This is a genomic window from Actinacidiphila polyblastidii (assembly GCF_036353415.1).
GTDB lineage: Bacteria > Actinomycetota > Actinomycetes > Streptomycetales > Streptomycetaceae > Actinacidiphila > Actinacidiphila polyblastidii.
This window is the reverse complement of sequence record NZ_JAZEWV010000007.1, coordinates 198,522-217,455: the sequence shown is the minus strand read 5'-3', so window position 1 is coordinate 217,455 and position 18,934 is coordinate 198,522. Positions and strand designations below refer to the sequence as shown.

14 protein-coding genes are annotated in these 18,934 nt (G+C 76.2%); 1 reads left to right on the top strand and 13 read right to left on the bottom strand.

Annotated features, from left to right (window positions below; translation table 11 throughout):
* Nucleotides 1-3: 3 nt before the first annotated feature.
* The 5 genes from uraH to V2S66_RS11905 all read right to left on the bottom strand — a co-directional run bounded on the left by uraH (nucleotide 4) and on the right by V2S66_RS11905 (nucleotide 3,195).
* Nucleotides 4-453 carry a hydroxyisourate hydrolase gene (gene uraH / locus V2S66_RS11925; RefSeq protein ID WP_330794594.1) on the bottom strand — a complete coding sequence of 150 codons (450 nt, stop codon included), beginning with the start codon at nucleotides 451-453 and terminating at the stop codon, nucleotides 4-6.
* A complete protein-coding gene (gene uraD, locus V2S66_RS11920; protein ID WP_330794593.1) occupies nucleotides 450-959 on the bottom strand; it encodes a 2-oxo-4-hydroxy-4-carboxy-5-ureidoimidazoline decarboxylase in 510 nt (169 codons plus the stop codon). Before uraD ends, uraH begins: the two co-directional genes overlap by 4 nt.
* 107 nt (nucleotides 960-1,066) lie before the next feature.
* Complete coding sequence (locus tag V2S66_RS11915) at nucleotides 1,067-1,396, bottom strand: helix-turn-helix domain-containing protein (RefSeq protein WP_330794686.1); 330 nt, start codon at nucleotides 1,394-1,396, stop codon at nucleotides 1,067-1,069.
* A gap of 143 nt (nucleotides 1,397-1,539) precedes the next feature.
* The gene (locus tag V2S66_RS11910; protein WP_330794592.1) at nucleotides 1,540-1,803 is read right to left on the bottom strand and encodes a hypothetical protein; all 264 of its coding nucleotides are present in this window, start codon (nucleotides 1,801-1,803) and stop codon (nucleotides 1,540-1,542) included.
* Nucleotides 1,804-1,848: 45 nt separating this feature from the next.
* The gene (locus V2S66_RS11905; RefSeq protein ID WP_330794591.1) at nucleotides 1,849-3,195 is read right to left on the bottom strand and encodes an amidohydrolase; all 1,347 of its coding nucleotides are present in this window, start codon (nucleotides 3,193-3,195) and stop codon (nucleotides 1,849-1,851) included.
* A 237-nt stretch (nucleotides 3,196-3,432) separates the two neighbouring features.
* Between V2S66_RS11905 and V2S66_RS11900 the strand changes: the two genes are divergently transcribed.
* A complete protein-coding gene (locus tag V2S66_RS11900) occupies nucleotides 3,433-3,621 on the top strand; it encodes a thiazolylpeptide-type bacteriocin (protein ID WP_093711265.1) in 189 nt (62 codons plus the stop codon).
* Between the two features lie 104 nt (nucleotides 3,622-3,725).
* Here the strand turns inward: V2S66_RS11900 and V2S66_RS11895 are convergent, their stop codons facing one another.
* The 8 genes from V2S66_RS11895 to V2S66_RS11860 all read right to left on the bottom strand — a co-directional run bounded on the left by V2S66_RS11895 (nucleotide 3,726) and on the right by V2S66_RS11860 (nucleotide 18,929).
* Nucleotides 3,726-5,807 carry a YcaO-like family protein gene (locus V2S66_RS11895; protein ID WP_330794590.1) on the bottom strand — a complete coding sequence of 694 codons (2,082 nt, stop codon included), beginning with the start codon at nucleotides 5,805-5,807 and terminating at the stop codon, nucleotides 3,726-3,728.
* The gene (locus V2S66_RS11890) at nucleotides 5,804-6,559 is read right to left on the bottom strand and encodes an ABC transporter permease (RefSeq protein ID WP_330794589.1); all 756 of its coding nucleotides are present in this window, start codon (nucleotides 6,557-6,559) and stop codon (nucleotides 5,804-5,806) included. The genes V2S66_RS11895 and V2S66_RS11890 overlap by 4 nt, the downstream gene beginning before the upstream one ends.
* On the bottom strand, nucleotides 6,556-7,482 hold the full coding sequence (locus V2S66_RS11885) for an ABC transporter ATP-binding protein (protein ID WP_330794685.1): 927 nt from the start codon (nucleotides 7,480-7,482) through the stop codon (nucleotides 6,556-6,558). The genes V2S66_RS11890 and V2S66_RS11885 overlap by 4 nt, the downstream gene beginning before the upstream one ends.
* A gap of 1,394 nt (nucleotides 7,483-8,876) precedes the next feature.
* Nucleotides 8,877-9,992 (bottom strand): lantibiotic dehydratase C-terminal domain-containing protein, encoded by a 1,116-nt coding sequence (locus tag V2S66_RS11880; RefSeq protein WP_330794588.1) that lies wholly within the window; start codon nucleotides 9,990-9,992, stop codon nucleotides 8,877-8,879.
* Nucleotides 9,989-12,817: a lantibiotic dehydratase gene (locus V2S66_RS11875; protein WP_330794587.1), complete on the bottom strand. Its 2,829-nt coding sequence runs from the start codon at nucleotides 12,815-12,817 to the stop codon at nucleotides 9,989-9,991. The genes V2S66_RS11880 and V2S66_RS11875 overlap by 4 nt, the downstream gene beginning before the upstream one ends.
* Before the next feature lie 122 nt (nucleotides 12,818-12,939).
* The gene (locus V2S66_RS11870) at nucleotides 12,940-14,538 is read right to left on the bottom strand and encodes a nitroreductase family protein (RefSeq protein ID WP_330794586.1); all 1,599 of its coding nucleotides are present in this window, start codon (nucleotides 14,536-14,538) and stop codon (nucleotides 12,940-12,942) included.
* 112 nt (nucleotides 14,539-14,650) lie between these two features.
* Nucleotides 14,651-16,660 carry a TOMM precursor leader peptide-binding protein gene (locus V2S66_RS11865; protein ID WP_330794585.1) on the bottom strand — a complete coding sequence of 670 codons (2,010 nt, stop codon included), beginning with the start codon at nucleotides 16,658-16,660 and terminating at the stop codon, nucleotides 14,651-14,653.
* Nucleotides 16,650-18,929, bottom strand: coding sequence for a TOMM precursor leader peptide-binding protein (locus tag V2S66_RS11860; RefSeq protein ID WP_330794684.1), 2,280 nt, complete (start codon nucleotides 18,927-18,929; stop codon nucleotides 16,650-16,652). The genes V2S66_RS11865 and V2S66_RS11860 overlap by 11 nt, the downstream gene beginning before the upstream one ends.
* Between the last annotated feature and the right edge of the window lie 5 nt (nucleotides 18,930-18,934).

The following is an 18,934-nucleotide window of genomic DNA, read 5'->3' as shown; positions in this document are numbered from 1 at the left end:
GTGCTAGCTCCCTCGGTAAACGGAGTAGCCGAACGGGTTGAGCAGCAGCGGTACGTGATAGTGCTCGCCCGGGGTGACGGCGAAGACGATCGCCACCTCGGGGAAGAACACTCCGCTGTCCCTTGGACCGGAGTCCGTGCGGGGGGCGTCCTGCTGGGCCTCGGCTGGGGTGTGGGTGGAGGCGGGGCTGCGGGTGAAGTACGGCTCGACGGCGAATTCGAGCCGGACGTGCGTGGTGCCCTCCGGGGGGGCGGGCAGGTCCTTGCAGCGGCCGTCCGGGTCGGTGGCGGACGCGCCGTGCGCGGTCCACGGGGCGCCGGGCGCCGGGCGGGCCGACAGCGTGACGGCGACGCCCTCGGCGGGCCGGCCGATGCTGGTGTCGAGGATGTGCGTGGACACCGAGGCGGGGCGAGGCCCCGCCGGGCCGGTCGTGGTGGCGGGCTCTGCGGTCATGGAGAGTCCTCCTGGGTGCCGGCGAGGCGGGTGAGCCGGATGCGGTTGATCCTGCCCAGTTCGACGCGGACGATCTCGCGCTCGGTGTCCGTGTCGTTGCCGATCCGCTCCTTCAGCGCGGCGAGCATCTGCTCCCCGGTGCGTCCGGTGGCGCAGATCAGGAAGACATGCCCGTGCGCGTCCTGGTACTCCAGGTTGAGCCGCAGCAGCTCCGCGCGCTCGGCGTCGCCGACGCCGCTCTGCTCCCGCGCGGAGGCCGGGTCGCCCGGCTTCGGGCGGCCGATCGGCGGGTGTGCGGCCATCGCCTCGCCGAGGCCGGCGGCGGTGAGCGCCGCCGTCGCCGTGTCGCTCGCCGCGAGCAGGTCGTCGAGGCGGGCGTACGGCCGGCCGGCCGCCACCGCGGCGCACCAGGCCGTGCTGCCGCACACCTCGTGCAGCAGCCGGGAGGCGGTGGGCGCGGTGGCACCGTTGAGCCGGGCGAGACCCGGCGATGCGCTGGAAGTCACCCTCGCAAGCTACGAGCCGCCGGCGCGCAGCGTCAACAGTTTGTTGAACATTCCTGGGCGCGCATGACCGCCGGCTCGGCGCATGACCGCGCCGCGGGGCCGGGGTGTCAGCCCTGCGGCTTCTCCACCCGCTGGGCGTTCTCCCTGTTCAGGTAGTTGTAGACGGTGAAGCGGCTGACGCCGAGCGCCGCGGCGACGGTCTCCACGCCGTGCCGCACCGAGAACGCGCCGCGCTCCTCCAGTATCCGCACCACGCCCTGCTTCTCCTTGCGGCCGAGCCGCGCGAGCGGGCCGTGGCGGCGCTCCAGGTCGGCGAGGATGTGGTCGAGTGAGTCGGCCAGATGGGGCAGCCGCACCGCCACCACCGCGCGCCCCTCCCAGCTGAGCACCACGTCGTCGCCGCGGGCCTCGGCGGGCGGCAGCAGCGCCGCGCCCATCGCGTCCGCGAGCGGCCTGACGGCCTCGGCGAGGGGGTGCACGGCAGGCGCCGGCGGACCGGCGGCCGCGCCGGACGGAGTCCGCGGGGCCGGGTCCCGCGCCGCCTCGCCGTCCGCCGCCTCGCCGTCCTGTGGCGCAGGGCTCATCGCAGGGCCTCGCCGCCGGCCTCGGGCACGACGTTGACCTGCAGCGACACCCGGGTCGCGCCGGCGGCCAGGGTACGCCTCAGCACCTCGCCGACCGTCTCGACCACGGCGTCGGCCGAACCCTCTGCGGTGTTGCCGAACGGGCCGACGTCCACCGCGTCCAGCACCCCGCTCTCCACCACCTCGCGGGCCGCCACGGCGTGCGCGGGCGGCTCCTCCAGGTCGAACGGCTCGGTCGTGAATTCCAGCCTCAGTCTCATCACGGCCCCCACGCCGGCTGTGCAGGCTGCGGCCTGCGCGGATTCTCAGCCCTCCCCCGCGGAGGACTCCGAGGCGACCTTAACCGACCCGGCCGCCGCCGACCCCCCGGCTGCGGCCGGGTCGGACGCACCGCCGGCGCCGCTGGCGGCGCCGGCCGGAAGGCCCAGGTGGGCCCGCGCGGCGGCGGCCATCGCCGGAATCCCGGTGCGCAGCGTGAGGGCGGGGTGCGGGCGGAAGCGGGCGGAGTGGTTGGCCGGCAGCGCGGCCAGCCGCTCCGCCGCGGTGGCGCCCGCGGCGGCCCACTGCGCGGGCCCGACCGAGCCGAGCATCCAGTACGCGCTGCGGATGCCGGGAACGCCGTGCAGGGCCACCCCCGCCGGCCCGAGCAGCGGGAAGTCCTCGGTGGCCGTGGACGGCTGCCAGCGGGTGACCCGCTCGGGGCCGAGCATCCGCTCGTGCGCGGCGCGGACCGCCTCGCCGGCCGCCGGGTCGTTCAGCGTCACGCCGGACCGCGACACCTCGCTGATCTCCGGCTCGCGCGGCGCGCCCGAGGCCGCGCACTCGGCGCGCACGATCCTGCGCACCGCGGCGAGCGCCCGCTCCAGCGTCGCCGGTGCGAAGGCGCGCAGCGTCACCTGCAGGCTGGCGGACTCCGGGATGACGTTGCCCGCGCCGCCAGCGTGCAGCGAGCCGACGGTCAGCACGAGCGGCTCGCCCGGGGCGGTCTCCCGGGACACCACGGTCTGCAGCCGCAGCACCACCGCCGCCGCGGTGAGCACCGGATCGACCGCGAGGTGCGGGGCCGAGGCGTGGCCGCCGCGCCCGTGCAGCACCACCTCCAAGGTGGCGCTCGCGGCGAGCAGCGGGCCGTCGGTGTGGGCGACCATGCCGGCCGGCAGCGGCGCGGTGTGCTGGGCGAGCACCACGTCGGGCACCGGAAAGCGGCGGTAGAGCCCGTCGTCGAGCATCGCGGCGGCGCCGCTCAGGGTCTCCTCCGCGGGCTGGCCGACCACCACGACCGTGCCCCGCCACTGCTCCGCCGTCGCGGCGAGCAGACCGGCGGCCCCCGCCGCGCAGGCCAGGTGCGCGTCGTGGCCGCAGGCGTGCATGACGGGGACCGGCGCGGTGACGGTGCTGGCGTAGGGCAGGCCGGTCTCCTCCCGCACCGGCAGCGCGTCGAGTTCGGCGCGGATCAGCACGGTGGGGCCGGGACCGCCGCGCAGCACGCCGACCACGCCGTGGCCGCCGACCCCGCCGGTGACCTCGTACCCGGCGTCCCGCAGCGACCGGGCGAACCGTGCCGCGGTCCGCTCCTCGGCCCCCGACAGCTCCGGCTCGCGGTGCACCGCGACGTACAGCTCCGCCGCCGCCGCGAGGATCTCCTGGTTCACGCCGGCCTCCTGTGCCGCGGGCGCGGGACGGTGCGGACCGTGGGGAAGATGCGGACCGTGGGGACGGTGCGGACCGTGGGGAAGGTGGCGCTTGGTCGGCGTGAAAGCGGGGTGAAAGCGATCGGCCAGCGGATGTGCCAGTGGACGCGCGTAGAAAGGGTCGCGTGGCCCGCTCCGGGCCGCATGGCCCGCTGGGCTGCGGCCCGTTGGGGCGCATCCCGTCGAGAAGGAGTCACCATGGCTGACATCTCCAAGCTGGACACTCCGCTCGCCTCCCTCGCCCAGGAGATCCTGGAGCTGGAGTCCGAGACGTTCGAGATCACCGACTACTCCGACGCGAGCGAGGTCATGCTCGGCTCGTCGACCAGCTGCTCCAGCACGAGCACCTGCTCGAGCACCACCAGCACCACCAGCTGCACCGCCTGACCTCCTGCTCCGTACGCTCCACCCGCACCACCTGTTCGACCCGCACCACCCGGGGGTCCGGGCCGGTCTCCCGGCCCGGACCCTTCGGCGTGAAGCGCGCTCCGCTACGGGAACGGGTGCGGCACGCGCCGCAGTTCGTCCTCACGCAGGTCGCGGTCGCGCAGCCCGCCACGGCGTTGCGCGGTCCGCAGCCGCGGCATGGTCAGCGCCCGCTGGCGGGCCCAGCCGAAGTCGATCGGCAGCAGCCCCGGCACGATCGTCGCGACCGTGCGCAGGCCCATCGCGCGCTGCTCGGGGGCGGTCTGGTCGACCACCACGACGTCGAAGCCGGCGCCGGCCAGCGCGTCGCGCAGCCACCGCACGTCGTCCCGCAGGTCCGCGCCGCGCGGCCGGTCCCAGCGCTCCCACTCCGCGTAGGTGTCCGCCAGCGTCCGTACGGCGGGCGGCTCCAGATAGCCGCGCACATGGCGTTTCATCCGCGGCAGCCCGAACAGCGCGGCGTGGTCGGGCAGTCGGCGCACCAGGCCGAAGTCCTCGGCCATCGCCTCCAGTTCGGCCGGGCGCTCGGCGACCTGGCGGGGCAGGTGCGGAAGGTAGGTGAGGATCTCGGAGACCGCGGACTCCACCGCGGTCTGCGGGTCGAGGGCCGCGCCCGCGGCGAAGGCCAGCGTGCCGGGGCCGTCGTCGCGGCGCACCGCGAGCCCGGTGACGACCGGGACGGGCAGGTCGATGCGGTTGTCGTAGACGTGCACGTCGTAGCCGCAGAGCGCGGCGCGGTCGGTCATCGCCCGGATCACCGGGCTGTCGCAGGAGGCGAGGTCGATCTCGGCGAGCGGCGCGTCGCCGTACCAGCCGAGCAGGAAGGCGTCCCGCTCGACGAGTTCGAGCAGCCCGAAGAGGATCGCCTCCTCCAGGCAGCTGCCGGTGGCGCAGCCGTTGGAGCACTCGAAGACGAAGTGGTCGGCGGCGGTGCCCGCGCTGTAGTAGACCAGCCGGGCCGGCACCCAGACCGGGCGGTCGTCGCGCAGCGAGTGCCCGCGCACCCACGGGATCGGGCGGGCCGGGTCGAAGGGCGCGAGCATCGGGTCGTCGCGATAGGTCTGCGGCGCGTACAGGCCGCACGCGCGCGGGTCGAGGGCCGCGTCGCCGAGGCTGTCGTACGCCGCGGTGAGCAGGCCGTCGGCGCGGCGGCGGTGGGTGCCCGCGTAGCGCTCCAGGCCCTCCAGAAATGCCAGATCGCGGCTGGCGGCGAAGGAGTTGGCCTGCCCGCTCCACGTCACGTCGGTCAGGCCGGCGTATCCGCGCATGAAGACGGTGCCGGCGACCGGCGCGGTGGTGGGCGAGGTGACGTCGTTCCACACGCCCGCGCCGAGCACGCCGCACACCGGGTTCGCCAGCGCGTCGGTCGGCAGCGGATAGCCCGACGGCGCCCGCAGCCGGTAGCGGTCCTGAGCCGGCTTCGGGCGCGGCGCCAGCGTCAGCGGGCCCTCGTCCGGGGGCGTTCCGTGGTGCGGGCAGAGCGGCTCCGCGAGCAGCGGCACGGTGCGGACGAGACCGGTCTCCAGGTCGTAGCGCGTCACTCGCGGCAGCCCGGCGGAGTCCCCGCCGGAAGCTGCTTCGGCAGCGGAGCCCGGTACGGCGCCGCGCCGCCGCACGGCCGCCGCCGCCCGCGCCCGGTCCGGCGCGAACGCCCAGGCGTACAGGGCCCATACGGCGTCGGCCGCGTGGTCGGGCAGGATCGGCCAGCGGCCCGCGGCGCTGACCGTCTCGCCGGTCTCCAGCGCCTCGCGCTCGGTACGGGTGCGCAGCCGCTGCCAGCGCACGCCCAGGCACGCGCCGCAGGCGTCCGCTGACGGGCCGGCTCCTTCGGCCTCGCCACCCCAGGGGCCGAGGAGCACGGACTCCGGGGTGAGGTGCACGGTCGCCGCGGCGCGGTGGTGCGCGCGCTCGGCCGGTTCTGGGCGCAGCACGTCGTACGCGCCGAGGACGGCGACGCCGGGCGCGCGCAGCGCGGTCGCGGCGGCCAGCGCGGCCAGTCGGCGCTGGAGGTCGAGCCCGGCGGCCTCCAGTGGTGTCGGGGACGCCGACTGCCGCTGCTCGTGCGGGCGTTGACCGGCGCCGGACGCCGCCGAGGCGCCGGAGGGGTCGGAGGTCGCGGGGTCGGAGGTCGCGGGGTCGAGGGTCATGTCCGGTTGCTCCAGCGGAAGGTGCGGGCGGCGATGAGCCCGAAGACCACGGTGAAGGCCGCGAGCCCGAGGCAGTCCAGCGCGAGCGGTCCGAGGTCGGCGCGGCCCGCCAGGATGTTCGTCAGGCCGTGGTCGAGGTAGCGCAGCGGGAAGATCCAGGACATCGTCCTGATCCAGCCGGGCAGCAGGTCGGCGGGGTAGAACGCGCCGGACAGGAACGCCATCGGCACCATCACGCAGTTGGCGATCGCGGCGACCGCCTCCGGTGTGTCGGCGAGGCTGCCGACGACCAGGCCCATCGCCAGGAAGGCGGCGACGCCCAGCACCAGCAGCGGCAGCGCCAGCGGCCAGTCGCCCGACAGGTGCAGGCCGAACAGCGGCAGCAGCGCGACCGCGGTGAACAGCGCCGCCTGCGCGATCCCGGTGCCCACCGCGACCGCGAACCGGGAGCCCAGCACGGTCGGCAGCGGGGTCGGGGTACGCCACACCAGCCGCAGGATGTCGTCGCGCCGCCAGTGCATCAGCGCGAACGCCGGCCCGAACAGCGCCGCGTTGCCCACCCCCCAGGACAGCACGCCGGGGGCGACGTAATTGATGTACGGCAGGCCGTCGTTGACGGTCTGGCCGCGGAACAGCAGGCCGAAGACCAGCAGGAACACCAGCGGGAAGGCGAAGGTGAAGAAGACGGTCGTGCGGTCGCGGACCGAGGCCAGGTAGGCCGCTCTGGTCAGCGCGGCGTAGGCGGTGCTCATCGGGCGTGCTCCGATCCGGTCAGCCGCAGGTAGGCGTCCTCGAGGGTGGCGGTACGGGTCTGGACGGCGTCCATGTCGACGTACTCGCCGACCGCGACCAGGACGCGGTTGGCGGCGTGCGTCTCGATGACGACCTCGCCGCCCTCGACGAGCACCCGGTCCACGCCCTCGATGGCGCGGGCCTGGTCGGGGGTGATCCGGTCGGCGGGCACCAGCAGCCTGGCCGGAGCGGCGAGCGAGCGGATCAGCGCGGTGGGGGTGTCCAGCGCGGCCAGCCGGCCGGCCGCGATGATCGCGACCCGGTCGCAGAGCGCCTCGGCCTCGTCGAGGTAGTGCGTGGTGTAGACGATCGTGCGGCCCTGGCCGCGCAGCGTGCGCAGCACGTCCCACAGCGAGCGGCGGGCCTCCGGGTCGAGGGCGGCGGTCGGCTCGTCGAGGAAGATCAGGTCCGGGTCGTGCACCAGCGCGGTGGCCAGCGCGAGGCGCTGCCGCTGGCCGCCCGACAGGTCGTCCACCCGGCTGCGGGCCTTGTCGGCGAGGCCGACCGCGTCCAGTGCGCGGTGCGCCGCGGGCCGGCCAAGGCCGTGCAGCGCCGCCACCGTCTCCAGGTGCTCCCAGGCGGTGAGCCGGGTGAAGAAGGCGGACGTCTGGGTCTGCACGCCGATGCGCCGCATCAGCCCGAGGTTGCGCGGCCACGGGCTCTCGCCGAAGACCGACACGGTGCCGGAGTCGGGTTGCCGCATCCCCTCGACGATCTCGACCAGCGTGGTCTTGCCCGCGCCGTTCGGGCCGAGCACGCCGAAGAACTCCCCCCGGCCGACGGTCAGCGACACCCCGTCGAGCGCGCGCACCTCCCCGTAGCGCTTGCACACGCCGTCGAGGACGACGGCGGTCTCCTGCGACCCCTGGCCGCCGTTCTTCATGAGCGCCTCCGGCGCGTCGGTGCTTCCGGCGGAAGCGCTGGTGGATGCGCTGGTGGATGCGCTGGTCGATGTGGCGGTGGAGGTGGCGGTCGGCTCCGCCGGTCGCCCGGCGTCCGGCCGGACGGGCGTCGGGACGGCGGCGGCCGGGGCGGGGGCGGCGGACGCGGTGGGCCCGCTGACGGGGGCGCTGCGGGTGCGGCGGGCGGCGGCTCGCAGGCCGAGGGCGCGCAGGAGCAGGGCCGCGGCGACGGCGGCGAGCGGCAGCCAGGGGCTCACCGGGGACCAGGACGCGGGCAGTTCGGCGCGGCAGCCCAGGCCGAGGGCGGTGAGGGCGGCGGCGGCCAGCAGGACGCAGAGCGCGGCGTAGCCGCCGTAGACGGCGCGCAGCCGGGGCGGGTAGGCGGCGCGGGAGGCGCGGCGGCGCGCGGCCCGCAGGAACGCGCGGCTCTCGGTGGCCAGTCGGAGCGTGCCGAGCGCGTAGCCGAGCGCCTTGTAGCCGTCGAGCGGCGGCAGCGGCACCAGGTTGAGCAGCGCCATCGCGGTGCCGAGCAGCAGCAGCCCGCCGAAGAACGGCACGGCCTGCGCGGAGCCGGGCAGCAGGACCCACACCGGCCAGAACGGCAGCAGGAACACCAGGTTCATCGCCGCTCCCGCGGCGGCGACCGCGACCTGCCGCCCCCGGCCGGCGAGGAACTGCACGTCCTCGACCTCGCAGTACAGGTACGTCATGAAGCCCGCGTAGCGGCGCAGCCCGATCTCGGCGACGCGCAGACCGAACGCCCTGGCCACCAGGCCGTGCGCCAGCTCGTGCGCCGCCAGGCTGAACCACAGCACCACGCCGGCCGCGCACAGCGTCACCGGCTGGTCGAACAACCGCGCGGTGGCGTCGGCGAGTTCGCCGAACCACAGCCCCTCCGCGACGAGCAGCGCCGCACAGAGCGCGAGCAGCGGGCCGAGCACCGCGGCGCGGCGGGCGAACGCGGTCGCGCGGTGCAGCCGGTCCATCAGCGCGGGCGCGTCGGCGACCATCCGGGTGCGGCCGGAGAGCCAGGACGCGGCGGGCCGCCGCGCCGCACCGCCGTTCTGCCGCGGCGGGCCTGCCGGGACCGCGCCGGCCAGCAACTGCCGTACGGACAGCAGCCGCAGCAGCTGCTGCCACTGCGCCGCGCCGAGGCGCACCCCGAACTCGGCGGCGTACTGCGCGCCGACCTCGGCCAGCGTGCGGGTGCCGTCGAGGCGGACGATGAGGAAGTGCTCCTTGGCGCCGACCTCCAGACGGGCGCCGCTGACAGGGTCCTTGACCAGGTGCACGACCGCCGGTCCGCGCGTCAGGGCCGGCCCGACGAGCACGTCGGGCCGCACCGCCGGCCGCATCCCCAGCAGGTCGACGGTGGTCATGACGCCGCCGTGGGCGCGGGCCGGGCGGCGGTGGCCTGACCGCGCGCGGCGGCCTCGGCGCCGGCGGACGGCTCGCGCAGCGCGCGGCCGAGGACGTACGACAGGTACGCCTCGTCGCGGACGCTCACCGACAGCCGGTTGTTGGTCATGTGCATGTACGGCGAGGCGAGCATCGGCAGCGCCTGCGCCGGCTCGGTGACGTGCAGGTCCCTGGCGCCGTCCCAGGAGCGGAACACCAGGTCGCCGCCGGTCGCCAGCGCCGTGACCCGCTCGCGCAGTTCGAGGCAGTGCTGGGCCCAGCCGCGCAGGAAGCCCGGCAGCCGCTCGGGCGCGGGGACGGCGACCGCCCGGCGGATCTCCTGGAACCGGCGGGGCAGCGCCGCGTCCATCGAGCGGTAGGCGCGGTCGTAACCGTCCTGCGCGGTGAAGTTGGTGCCGCTGAAGGCCGAGTTCCAGAACTCGTGGTAGCGGTCCAGGAATTCCAGCAGCGCCGCCTCCCCTTCGAGCAGGCAGCCGGACATCGTCATCATCAACTGGGCGGCCACGCCGAGCAGTACGGTCCGCAGGTGCAGGTTCATGCCCGCGGCCGCGTCGACGACCAGCTCGCTGGAGCGCTGGAAGTGCCACTCGGCCAGCTCCACGCCGGCGGGCCCTCCGTACTTGCCGTACTCCCGCTCGTACGGCTCGGGGCTGAAGGAGTTGTTGGGACGCAGCACCATCCGGCCGGCCGCGTCGGTGTAGCGGTCGCGCTCGCCGCCGGGGTACTCCAGCTCGAAGAGCGTGTTGTACAGCTCGGCGAGGAAGCCGTCCTTCACCTCGTACAGCGCCGGCCTGCGGCGCAGGAAGCCGCTGACGGCGCGGGTGGCCCGCTCGGTCACCTCGGCGGCCGCCCGCGGCGAGGACGGCCTCAGCCGCAGCCTGATGTGCGGGCCCTCCAGCCAGTAGTTGATGAAGAACCACCGCTCCAGCAGGCCGTCCCCGGTCAGTTCGGCGACCAGCGGGCGGGCGCACTCCAGCAGGAAGGGGCGGGTGCTCGCGGCGTAGAAGACGTGGTACGCCTGCCAGTCGGCGCGGGGCGGGCGGCCGGGGGTGTCCGGCGGAGTGGTGGTCATGCGGGGGTGTCCTGCCTTCCGTGCCTGCGGTCGGGACCGGCGGGCGCCGCCGGGCCGGGGAGGATCTCCAGGGCGAGCTCCGCGACGTGCCGGCCGCGCGCCGAGCGGACGTGCAGGGCGTCCTGTCCCGGCAGCATCTCCTCGAACACGGTGCGCACCGGGCCGCCCGCGAGCAGCCCTTCGAGCGCGGTCAGCGACAGCGGGCTGTCGAAGTCGACGTAGTGCGGTTTGGCGCCGCCGCCGAAGGCCGCGCCGGGGCCGCCGCCGTCCGCGGTGTCCGGCCGCACCGTCGCGAACACCCGTGCGGGCAGCCCGTGCCGGCCGCGCCAGCGCTGCCACGCCAGGTAGTACGCCGCCTCGTCCGCGCCGGGCTCGCGCACCGGCAGCGTGCCGGGGGCCGCGGTCCAGCGGCGGCGGTGCAGCACCAGGCTGCGGTAGCGCACCCGCGGCCGGGCGGTCACGCCGTCGCGCTCGGGGCCTTCCGGCACCCCCCGCCAGACGTCCGGCCTGGCCCGTGAGGTGGGTGAGAACAGCAGCAGGGTGCGCGGCACTTCGGGGAGCACCATCGGCACCAGGTAGCCGAGGTAGAGCGGCACCACCTCGCGGTCGAGCCGGCGCGAGCGCAGCACCAGCCGGTCGGTCGCCTCGTCGTGCTCGGCGTAGAGGTCCTCCAGGTCGATCCTGGACTGCGGCGGGGCGGTGCTGGTCTCGCCGGGGCACACGATCTCGTGGTCGGTGAGGCGGCCGTGCAGGTTGAGGTTGGTCGTCGCGGAGCCGGCCGTGACCTCGGCGAACACCGCACCGGCCGGGTGGTGTTCGCGCAGGCCCGCACGCAGCTCGGCGGTGAGGCCACGGCCTGCCCCGCCGCCGTCCGGCCCCTCGAAGCAGTGCGTGAACCGGGTGAAGGGGAAGCACAGTCCGCCGTAGGAGTTGTTGAGGACGACCAGCGGCTCGGCACCGGGCCCGGCGTCCGACGTGGCGTCCGGCTGCGGCTCGGCGAGCTGCACGAAGTGGCTCTGCGGTGCGAACGGCGAGCCGAGCGGCGCCAGTTCACCGCGCACCGCCGCCACGGTGGCCTCGTCCAGGTGGAGTTCGCGGCCGTCCTCGGGGTGCGCCGCCCACAGCGCGCGCATGCGCAGGGTGAACTCGGCGCGCGCCCGGTCCAGCGCGGTCACCTCGGGCATGCCGAGCCAGTTCTCCTCCGGCGCCGGCGCGCCGTCCGGCCCGGACGGCGACTTGAGCGAGGTGAACTGGAGGTACTGGGTGAAGATGTCCTCGTGGAAGTCGTGCACCAGGCGCAGCAGGTCGTCGCAGCGCCCGCCGCGGCCGTAGCGGGCCAGGAAGAAGCCCTTCAGGACCAGGCGCTGCGGCAGCGCCACGTCGAAGGCGGGCAGGATGCCGCCGAGCGCGTGCAGCGGCTCCGCGGCCAGGTCCGTCCACCGGTCCAGGTCGGCGGTGACCGGCTCCTCGGCGACGTCCTCGTAGAGCAGGGTGCGCGGCAGTGACGGGTCGGCGGCGCCCAGCGCGCGCTGCACGCCGAGCAGTTCGGTGCGCAGCGCGGCCAGCAGGGCGCGCCGCCCGGACGCGTCGGCGGCGCCGTATCCGCTGACGAGGTCCGCCACCGCGTCGAGCCGGGCGGCGGTGGCGTCGGCCCAGTCGCGGCCCAGGGCGCGCAGCGCGGCCTGGAAGTCCCGCAGCGGGTCGGCGGCGTGCACGTCGGTCGCCAGGCCCGCGGTCTGCAGGATGCCGAGGTCCAGCAGCGTCGCGGGGTAGCGGGCCGCTTCCTCGGGCGGCGCGCCGGTCTGGGTGGCGAGCCACTCCGCGAGGTCGGCGTAGCGCAGGGCGGCGCCGTCGGCGAGCAGCGCCAGCATCCGTTCCAGGGTGCCGCGGCGGCGCAGGAAGAACAGCCGGTCGTGCGCGGCGTCGAAGCTCACCGCGGCGCTGTCGTCGCCCGCGGTCACCGAGCGCCGCACGTAGCGGACCCGCTCCTCGTCCAGCTCCCAGCCGGCCGACAGGGCGACCGGCAGGTCGGCGCGGCGGGCCGGGTCGGCGGCGATCAGCTCCGCGAGCCGGGCCAGCACCACCACGTTGAGCCGGGGGTGGCTGGTCCACCCGCCGCCGGCCCGCGTCGGGTCGGCGCCGGGGCGGAACTCACCGGCGGCGACGCCGGTGAAGGTGCTGAACGGGCTGGTCTTGCAGGCCGTCCGGTAGAGGTACGCCAGCAGCGACCGCTCCTTCTTGCGCGTCCGCTTGTCGGGCGCTCCCCCGCCCGTGGCGGGCGGCTGGTCGATGAAGGCGTCGAGCTGGGCGTCGAGGCTCGGCGAGGCGAGCACCAGGCCGCGGCGCAGGCGGTCCTCTCGGGCCAGGGCGCGCAGCCGGGTGCGGGCGGCGGCGAGGCCCGCGTCGACGAGCGGGCCGCCGTCGGCCAGCAGCGCGGCGAGGTCGCGGCGGCGGCCCAGCCAGCGGGTCAGCGTGGCCGCGGCCGCGGGTTCGAGGCGGGCGGCGACCGCCCGTGCCGGCCGCTCGTCGCGCGGCAGCCGCCCGTTGAAGACCTCGCGTCGCACGGCGAGCACCGCGCGGCGCTGCGCCGGGTCCTCGACGGTCTTCACCAGCGCGGTCAGCGGCAGGTCCAACTCCGCTGCCAGCTCGTGCAGTTCGCGCTCCGCGTCGAGCACGCCCGCGGCCCACCGGGCGGCCGCCGGGTCACGCAGGCCCGCGACCGACTCCACCGGCAGCCCGGCCAGCCGCAGCACGAAGCGGCGGTGCAACTCCCATCCGGGAGCGTCGTTTTCCGCGCTCCGCGGCCCGGGGGCGACGGCGTCCATGTCCCGTTCTCCCCTGTCCGGTGTTCCCTGTCCGCGTCGCGGCTCGGCCGGGTCCTGCGGCCGTGCGCCGGCGGGCGGCTGCGGCCGGGACGGGCCCGGCGTGGTCGTCGTCACGGCGGCCGTCAGGCGATCTCGTAGCGGAAGTCGGCGGGGCGGGGGCGCTCGTGGCCGATCATCATGATCAGCAGCGGGAGTTCGCCGGTCGCCGCCAGGCCCAGTTCCTCGGTGTACGAGATCGCGTCGAAGCCGAGCGCGACCCCGCAGGCGAGTCCGGCCGCGGCGGACGCGGTGTACACGGCCTGCGAGATGCCCCCGACGACCGCGTTGACCAGCCGGTAGCCGCGGTCGCCCACCGCGTCGAGCACCGCGTGGGTGCGCGCGGCGGGCACGATCACCGCCCCGGCCTGTTCGAGGTTGTAGTTCGCCAGGAAGTAGTTGCGCTGGAGGAAGTCGCCGGGCGCGCCGGCCCTGACCAGCCGCAGCGTGCGGTCGGCCCGGTCGTAGAGGTACGCGCCCTGCGGGACGCCGGCGACGTGGTTGACGAAGACGTACAGCCGGGTCAGCGGCGGCGCCTGCGGCGACTCGGCGTCGCTGTCCAGCCGTCCGGCGGCGTCCGCGGCGGCCAGCACGGTGGACAGCGCGGCCGCGGCCAGCGGCGGGGCGGCCTGGAACCTGCCGAAACTGCTGCGCCGGGAGCGCAGCGCCTGCTGTACGCCTGCGGTCAGCGGCTCGGGGGCGGGGAGCGCGGTGCGTTCGCCGCCCGCGGGCACCGGCGGGGCCAGGGCGGCGTCCAGCGCGCCGGGCGGCGGCCGCAGCGCGGCGCCGTCCACGGTGGCGGCGTGCATCCGCTCGACGGTCTCGAAGGCGGTGACGCGCAGCGAGCGCTCCCGGTCGGTGTGGCGGACCCGCGGCCCGCCGCCGTGCGCGCCCGCCGCGACGGCCGGCCGCCGCGCCGCCTGGTCGCCGTGCCAGCGCAGCGGCACCACCGCGAACACGCCCTCCTCCTCGGCGGTCAGCCCGAGCAGGCCGCCGAGCCGCGGCTCGTCGAACCAGAACGCGGGCCCGAGGTCGAGGCCGCGGGACCTGGCCCAGATCCGCCAGGTCTGGAGCAGCGCCCCGGTGTCCATCGTGACGACGTGGTAGCTGAAGCTGTTGTACTTGAAGGCGTTCTGCCAGAAGCGGACGCCGAGCACGAGGAACTGCCGGTAGGGTGCGGCCGGTTCGCCGACCGCATCGCGGACCTGCGGGGTGACGTCGCCTGCCAGCAGGCGGCGCATCGCGTGGTGCCGGGTGTCGTAGTAGTGCACGCCCGGGGTGAGCGGGCCGCCGGGCCCGGCGACCCAGTGCACGCCCACCGGGTAGAGGCCGCCGCCGGAGGCCGAGCCGCGCGACCAGTTGGCCTGGGGGTACATCGGCAGCGTGACCAGGTCGGTGTTGGCCTGCACGGCGAGCCGGCGGCCGATCAGGCCGTAGGAGTCGCGGAGCATCCCGGCGAGCAGCGGCAGCGTGAACTCCCCCTCACCGCGCGGTCCGTGCAGCCCCCGCTCGACGTCGGCCGCCGGGTCGTCCGGCGCGCCCTCGGGCAGCGGGAAGGAGGTGGCGCCGGGAAAGTGCTTGCCCTTGCGCGGCCGGTCGGCCCAGTCCGGCACCCAGTCGGCGGGCTCCATGGGATACCTGCCGCGCCTGACGATGGCGGTCGCGTACTCATGGGCGAATCCCACGGCTGTTCCTTCCTCGGTTCGGCCGTCCCCCGCTGGGCGGGTTCCGGCTGCGGCGGCGGTCGTACGGTGACGGGCGGTGCCGCGTGAGCGGGCGCGCGACGGGACGGGGGCGCTACGGGAACGGGTGCGGTGCGGGGTTGAGGTCGGCGGCGGTCAACTCGCGTTCGGCGATCCCTGCTTCGCGCAGCGCCAGGCGCGTCCTCGTCATGTGCCGGGCCCGTTGCCGGGACCAGCCGAAGTCGATGGGCAGCAGGCCGGGCACGATCACCCCGGCGGTGGAGAAGCCGAGGCGGCGCTGCTCCGGCGTGGTCTGGTCGACGGCGATGACGTCGAACCCGGCGCGGGCGACCTCGGCGACGACGCGTTCCGCGTCCTCGCGCATGTCGTGGCCGGGCGCCACGGTGTCGCGGGCGAGTTCGTGCAGCGGCACCCGCGGGGTGTGCTCGCGGCGCAGCAGGAAGTCGGCGTGCCGGGCCATCTCGGGCAGGCCGTAGAGCAGCGGGTGGTCGTGGAGCACCTGGACGCGGCGGAAGTCGGCGGCCATCGCGGTCAGCCTGGCGTGCTCGCGCAGCGTCCTGCGGCGCAGGTTGACCGCGTCGGTGGCGATCTCGCACAGTCCCGCGGCGAGCGCGGCCTCCGGGTCGAGTCCGGCGCCGGCGCCGAAGCAGAGCCGTCCGGGGCCGCCGTCGAGGCGCTCCGCGACCGCGGTGACGACGGGCACCGCGAAGGAGATCCGGGTGTCGAAGAAGCGCGCGCGGTAGCCGTACATCGCCAGCCGGTCGATCATCGCGCGGGTCTCGGGGCGGCGGCTGGCGGTGGCGTCGATCTCGGTGAGCGGCGCGCGGCCGTACCAGGCGAGCAGGAAGGCGTCGCGCTCGATGACCTCCATCAGGCCGAAGTACACGGCTTCGGCCGGACTGCCCCCGGAGGCGCAGCCGTTGGAGCTCTCCTGCACGAAGCGGTTCTCCAGGCCGCCGGGCGCGTGGTAGTAGGCGACGATCTCCGGGACGAGCACCGGGCGGCCGTCGCGCAGGCTCCACCCCCACACCCAGGGGATCGGCCGGGCCGGGTCGAAGGAGCGCACGCCGGGCTCGGCGCGGTGGAACTCCTCTGTGTACACACCGCAGTTCCGCGGGTCGAGGACCTGCTCGCCGTGGTCGCGCCGCAGGTCGTCGTAGGCGGCGGTGACGCTGGTGCGCCGGCCGCGCGGGCGCATCCCGGCGAAGCGCTCCAGGCCCTCCAGCAGGCCGACGCGGACGCTGGAGCGGTAGCGCGGCGTGTGGCCGCCCCAGAAGCACTCGCGCAGGTAGTCGCCCGAGCGCAGGAAGAACGAGCCCACCACGGAGGAGGTGGAGGCCGAGGCGAGGTCCGGCACCACGGACGGGCCGAGCATGCCGGCGGCCGGGTTGACGAACGCCTCCAGCGGCACGTCGTAGTCGTCGGCGGGCCGCACCCGGAAGTCGTGCGGCGAGCGCTTGGGCGAACTGGGCAGCTCCAGGCGGGCGTTGTCCGCGCTGTCCGGCACCGGGTCGCCGCACACCGGGCATTCGGCGTCCGGCACGAAGGCGAACGGCGTGACGCCGAGCGTCTCCAGGTCCACCAGGTAGGCGTACGGGAAGCGGCCGTCGCCCGGGGCGCTGCGGTCCTCGGCGGCGAGCACCGCGGCGAGGGCGTCGGCGACGAACGGCACCGCCCACGGCGCCGCTCCGGCGGCCCGCGTGCCGGAGCCCGTCTCCAGGGCCTCGCGCAGACCGCGGGTCCGCACCGCCTGCCAGCGCCGCACCAGGCAGCGGCCGCAGGCGGGCGCGTCGCTCCCCGGGTAGGGGCCGACCAGCGCGTGCCCGCCGTACACGTACACCCCGGGGGTGGCCGCGCCGGCCGACTCCCCGGTGCCCGCGGCGAGTTCGTCGCGCATCCCGAGGGCCGCGACGAACACCGGGGCCGGGCGCGCCACTTCGGCCGCGCCGGAGCGCGGTCCGGCGCCGGCGACCCGTGCGGTGTCCTGTGCGGTGGCCAGCGCGGCCGCCAGCGCCGTCGTGGACGCGGTCGTGGGTGCGGGATCCTGGACGGCGGGTCCGGGCGGCGCGGAGGCCGAGGGGCGGGGTCGCAGGTCAGTCGGCATCGGCGGCACCGGCCGAGGTGAGGAGGACACGGGTGGCGTACAGCCGGCCGGCCGCCAGGTCGGGCGCGACGACCGGAGCGGCGAGCACGTCGCGGCCCGCGGCGCGCAGGGCCGCGGCCAGGCCCGGCCAGTCGGTGCCGGCGGCGAGGTCCGGTGCGGTGACGCCGTCGGCGGTGAGCGCCGCGGGGTCGAGGTCGGCCAGCAGCGGGTCGCCGGTGTCAGGGTGGTCGAAGCCGGTGCGGTCCTGGCCCGGTGTCTCACGGGCGAACTGCGCGGCGCCGAGCAGGTCGCGGATCGCTTCGAGCGCCGCGTCCCGCCGCAGCAGGCCCGCGGCGACGGCCCACCGCCCGTCCGCCCTGGCGAGCATCACCGGGGCCGGGTGCGCCGCCGGCGCGCCGAGGTCGAGGAGTTCCAGCGGCACACCGAGGTTCGCCGCCGACCGTACGAGGAAGGTGAGTTCGGGGTCGCCCGCGGCCTCCAGCGCGGCCGGGTCGACCGCGGTGACGGGTGTCCTGCCGTGCAGGGCGGCGCGCAGCGTCGCGTGGGCGAGCGCGGTGAGCACCGCGCGCCCGGTCGCCTCCCTCGGGGTCCGGCCCGCGCCGGTGCCCGCGGCGGTCGGCTCCACGAGCCGGTCCGCGTTGTGCGGGCCGAAGGTGCGCAGCGCCGCCGCGGGCACCAGCACGGTCTCGCCGCCCAGCAGCGACGTCGCGGTGCACCAGGCGGCCGGGTCGGCCCCGCCGAGCCCGGAGGCGATGCCCAGCCGCTCGGCCGCCACGGCGGGCCACTTCCCGCGCGCGGCGTCCAGCGCGGCGCCGGTGAGCACGTCGGGCAGCGGCACCACGTGCTCGGCGTAGACCTCGGCGGCGCGTTGCAGCGCCCGCAGCCGGGCGCCGGCCACATGGTGCACGTCGAACGCCGCGACGGTGCGCCGCGCCCCGTGCCCGGTGCTCAGCTCCACCGCGCTGACCTTCAGCGGGGTCTGCGCCCACACCTCGTCGTCGTACCGCCGGAAGACGCCCGCGGCCGGCTGCACCAGCACGTCCCGCCCGGTGATCTCCTCCAGCGCGGCCTGTGCGGCGTCCTCCTCCGCCTCCGGTTCGGCCACGGCGTCGGTCGGCTCCGCGGCGCCGAGCGCGGCCAGTTCCGCGGCGGGCCGCGGGGCGGGCTCGGCGGCCGTGGCGGCAACCGGGGCGCAGGTGGGGCAGGCCGGGTGCGGCAGCAGGGGTTCCGCGACGGTGTCGAGGGAGTCGAGGTGCTGGATGACGAGGTGGCCGCGGGTCTCGGCGGCGAGGGCCTGCGTGGTGAGGCGGAAGACCTCGTAGCCGAGGAGGTTGCCGATCATCGCGGCGACCGGGCCGCGCGCGGGCGACACGCCCGTGGCCGGCGCGGTGGCGGCCGGCGGCGCTGCGGGGCCGAGCGACGCCCACAGGTCGGCGGCGTCCGCGGGGTCGCCGTTCGCGGTCAGCCGCAGCGCCGCGCAGGTCCAGCAGCCCGGGGTGCCGTCGGTCATCAGCGGACCGATGACGACCGAGCCGCCGTACCCCCAGGCCGGCACCAGCATCCGGCCGGCCGGCACGTCGGCGAGCGCGGCGCTCTGGCGCGCCGCGTGCGCTCCGGTGACGAGCACGACGTCGTAGCCGTCGAGGTCCGCCCACCCGAACTCGCCCGGCTGCCGCCCGGGTTGCAGGGTGCGCAGCTCGACCGGACAGCCTTGCGCCGCCAACTCCGCTGCCTCGGCTCGGACTTCGTCGAGGCGGTTGGCAGGGGTGTCGGCGGCGGCCGGCACCGCGACCGCCGCGCAGCCGTTGCGGATCAGCGACAGCGCGGCCCACCGGGCGAGTCCGTCCTCGCCGAGCACCGCGACGCGCGAGTCGCGGAAGCGCAGGAAGCGGGTGGCCGCGTCGTCCGCGTAGTGGTCGACGTAGTCGATCTGGGCGGCGAACCGCTGTGCCACCGCGGCCTCGGGGACGGGCGCGCCGGGCTCGGGCGGCACCGCGTCGCGGGCGAAGCCACGCGCGTAGAGCGTGCCGACGAGCCGGGTCACCATCTCGCGCTGCTTGTCGCCGAGTCCGTCGCACAGGGTGGCGACGGTGTTCTCGCCGGTGAGGTGCGGGACGATGATCGAGGCGAAGCGGTACGCGGACGGCATCACGACGCTGAACCCGCCGCGGGCGTTGTGGAAGTGCACGCCGGTGGGCGTCCGCGTGTAGAGCACGTCCCGCCGGATCCGCGGCCGGGTCGCGGCGATCTCCTCGTACGGTGACACCATGTCAG

Bases quoted from the DNA above. Each gene is read 5' to 3' on its own strand.
- uraH (WP_330794594.1), bottom strand. From the start codon at position 453: ATGACCGCAGAGCCCGCCACCACGACCGGCCCGGCGGGGCCTCGCCCC.
- V2S66_RS11915 (WP_330794686.1), bottom strand. From the start codon at position 1,396: ATGGGCGCGGCGCTGCTGCCGCCCGCCGAGGCCCGCGGCGACGACGTG.
- V2S66_RS11910 (WP_330794592.1), bottom strand. From the start codon at position 1,803: ATGAGACTGAGGCTGGAATTCACGACCGAGCCGTTCGACCTGGAGGAG.
- V2S66_RS11900 (WP_093711265.1), top strand. From the start codon at position 3,433: ATGGCTGACATCTCCAAGCTGGACACTCCGCTCGCCTCCCTCGCCCAG.
- V2S66_RS11895 (WP_330794590.1), bottom strand. From the start codon at position 5,807: ATGACCCTCGACCCCGCGACCTCCGACCCCGCGACCTCCGACCCCTCC.
- V2S66_RS11890 (WP_330794589.1), bottom strand. From the start codon at position 6,559: ATGAGCACCGCCTACGCCGCGCTGACCAGAGCGGCCTACCTGGCCTCG.
- V2S66_RS11885 (WP_330794685.1), bottom strand. From the start codon at position 7,482: ATGAAGAACGGCGGCCAGGGGTCGCAGGAGACCGCCGTCGTCCTCGAC.
- V2S66_RS11880 (WP_330794588.1), bottom strand. From the start codon at position 9,992: ATGACCACCACTCCGCCGGACACCCCCGGCCGCCCGCCCCGCGCCGAC.
- V2S66_RS11875 (WP_330794587.1), bottom strand. From the start codon at position 12,817: ATGGACGCCGTCGCCCCCGGGCCGCGGAGCGCGGAAAACGACGCTCCC.
- V2S66_RS11865 (WP_330794585.1), bottom strand. From the start codon at position 16,660: ATGCCGACTGACCTGCGACCCCGCCCCTCGGCCTCCGCGCCGCCCGGA.
- V2S66_RS11860 (WP_330794684.1), bottom strand. From the start codon at position 18,929: ATGGTGTCACCGTACGAGGAGATCGCCGCGACCCGGCCGCGGATCCGG.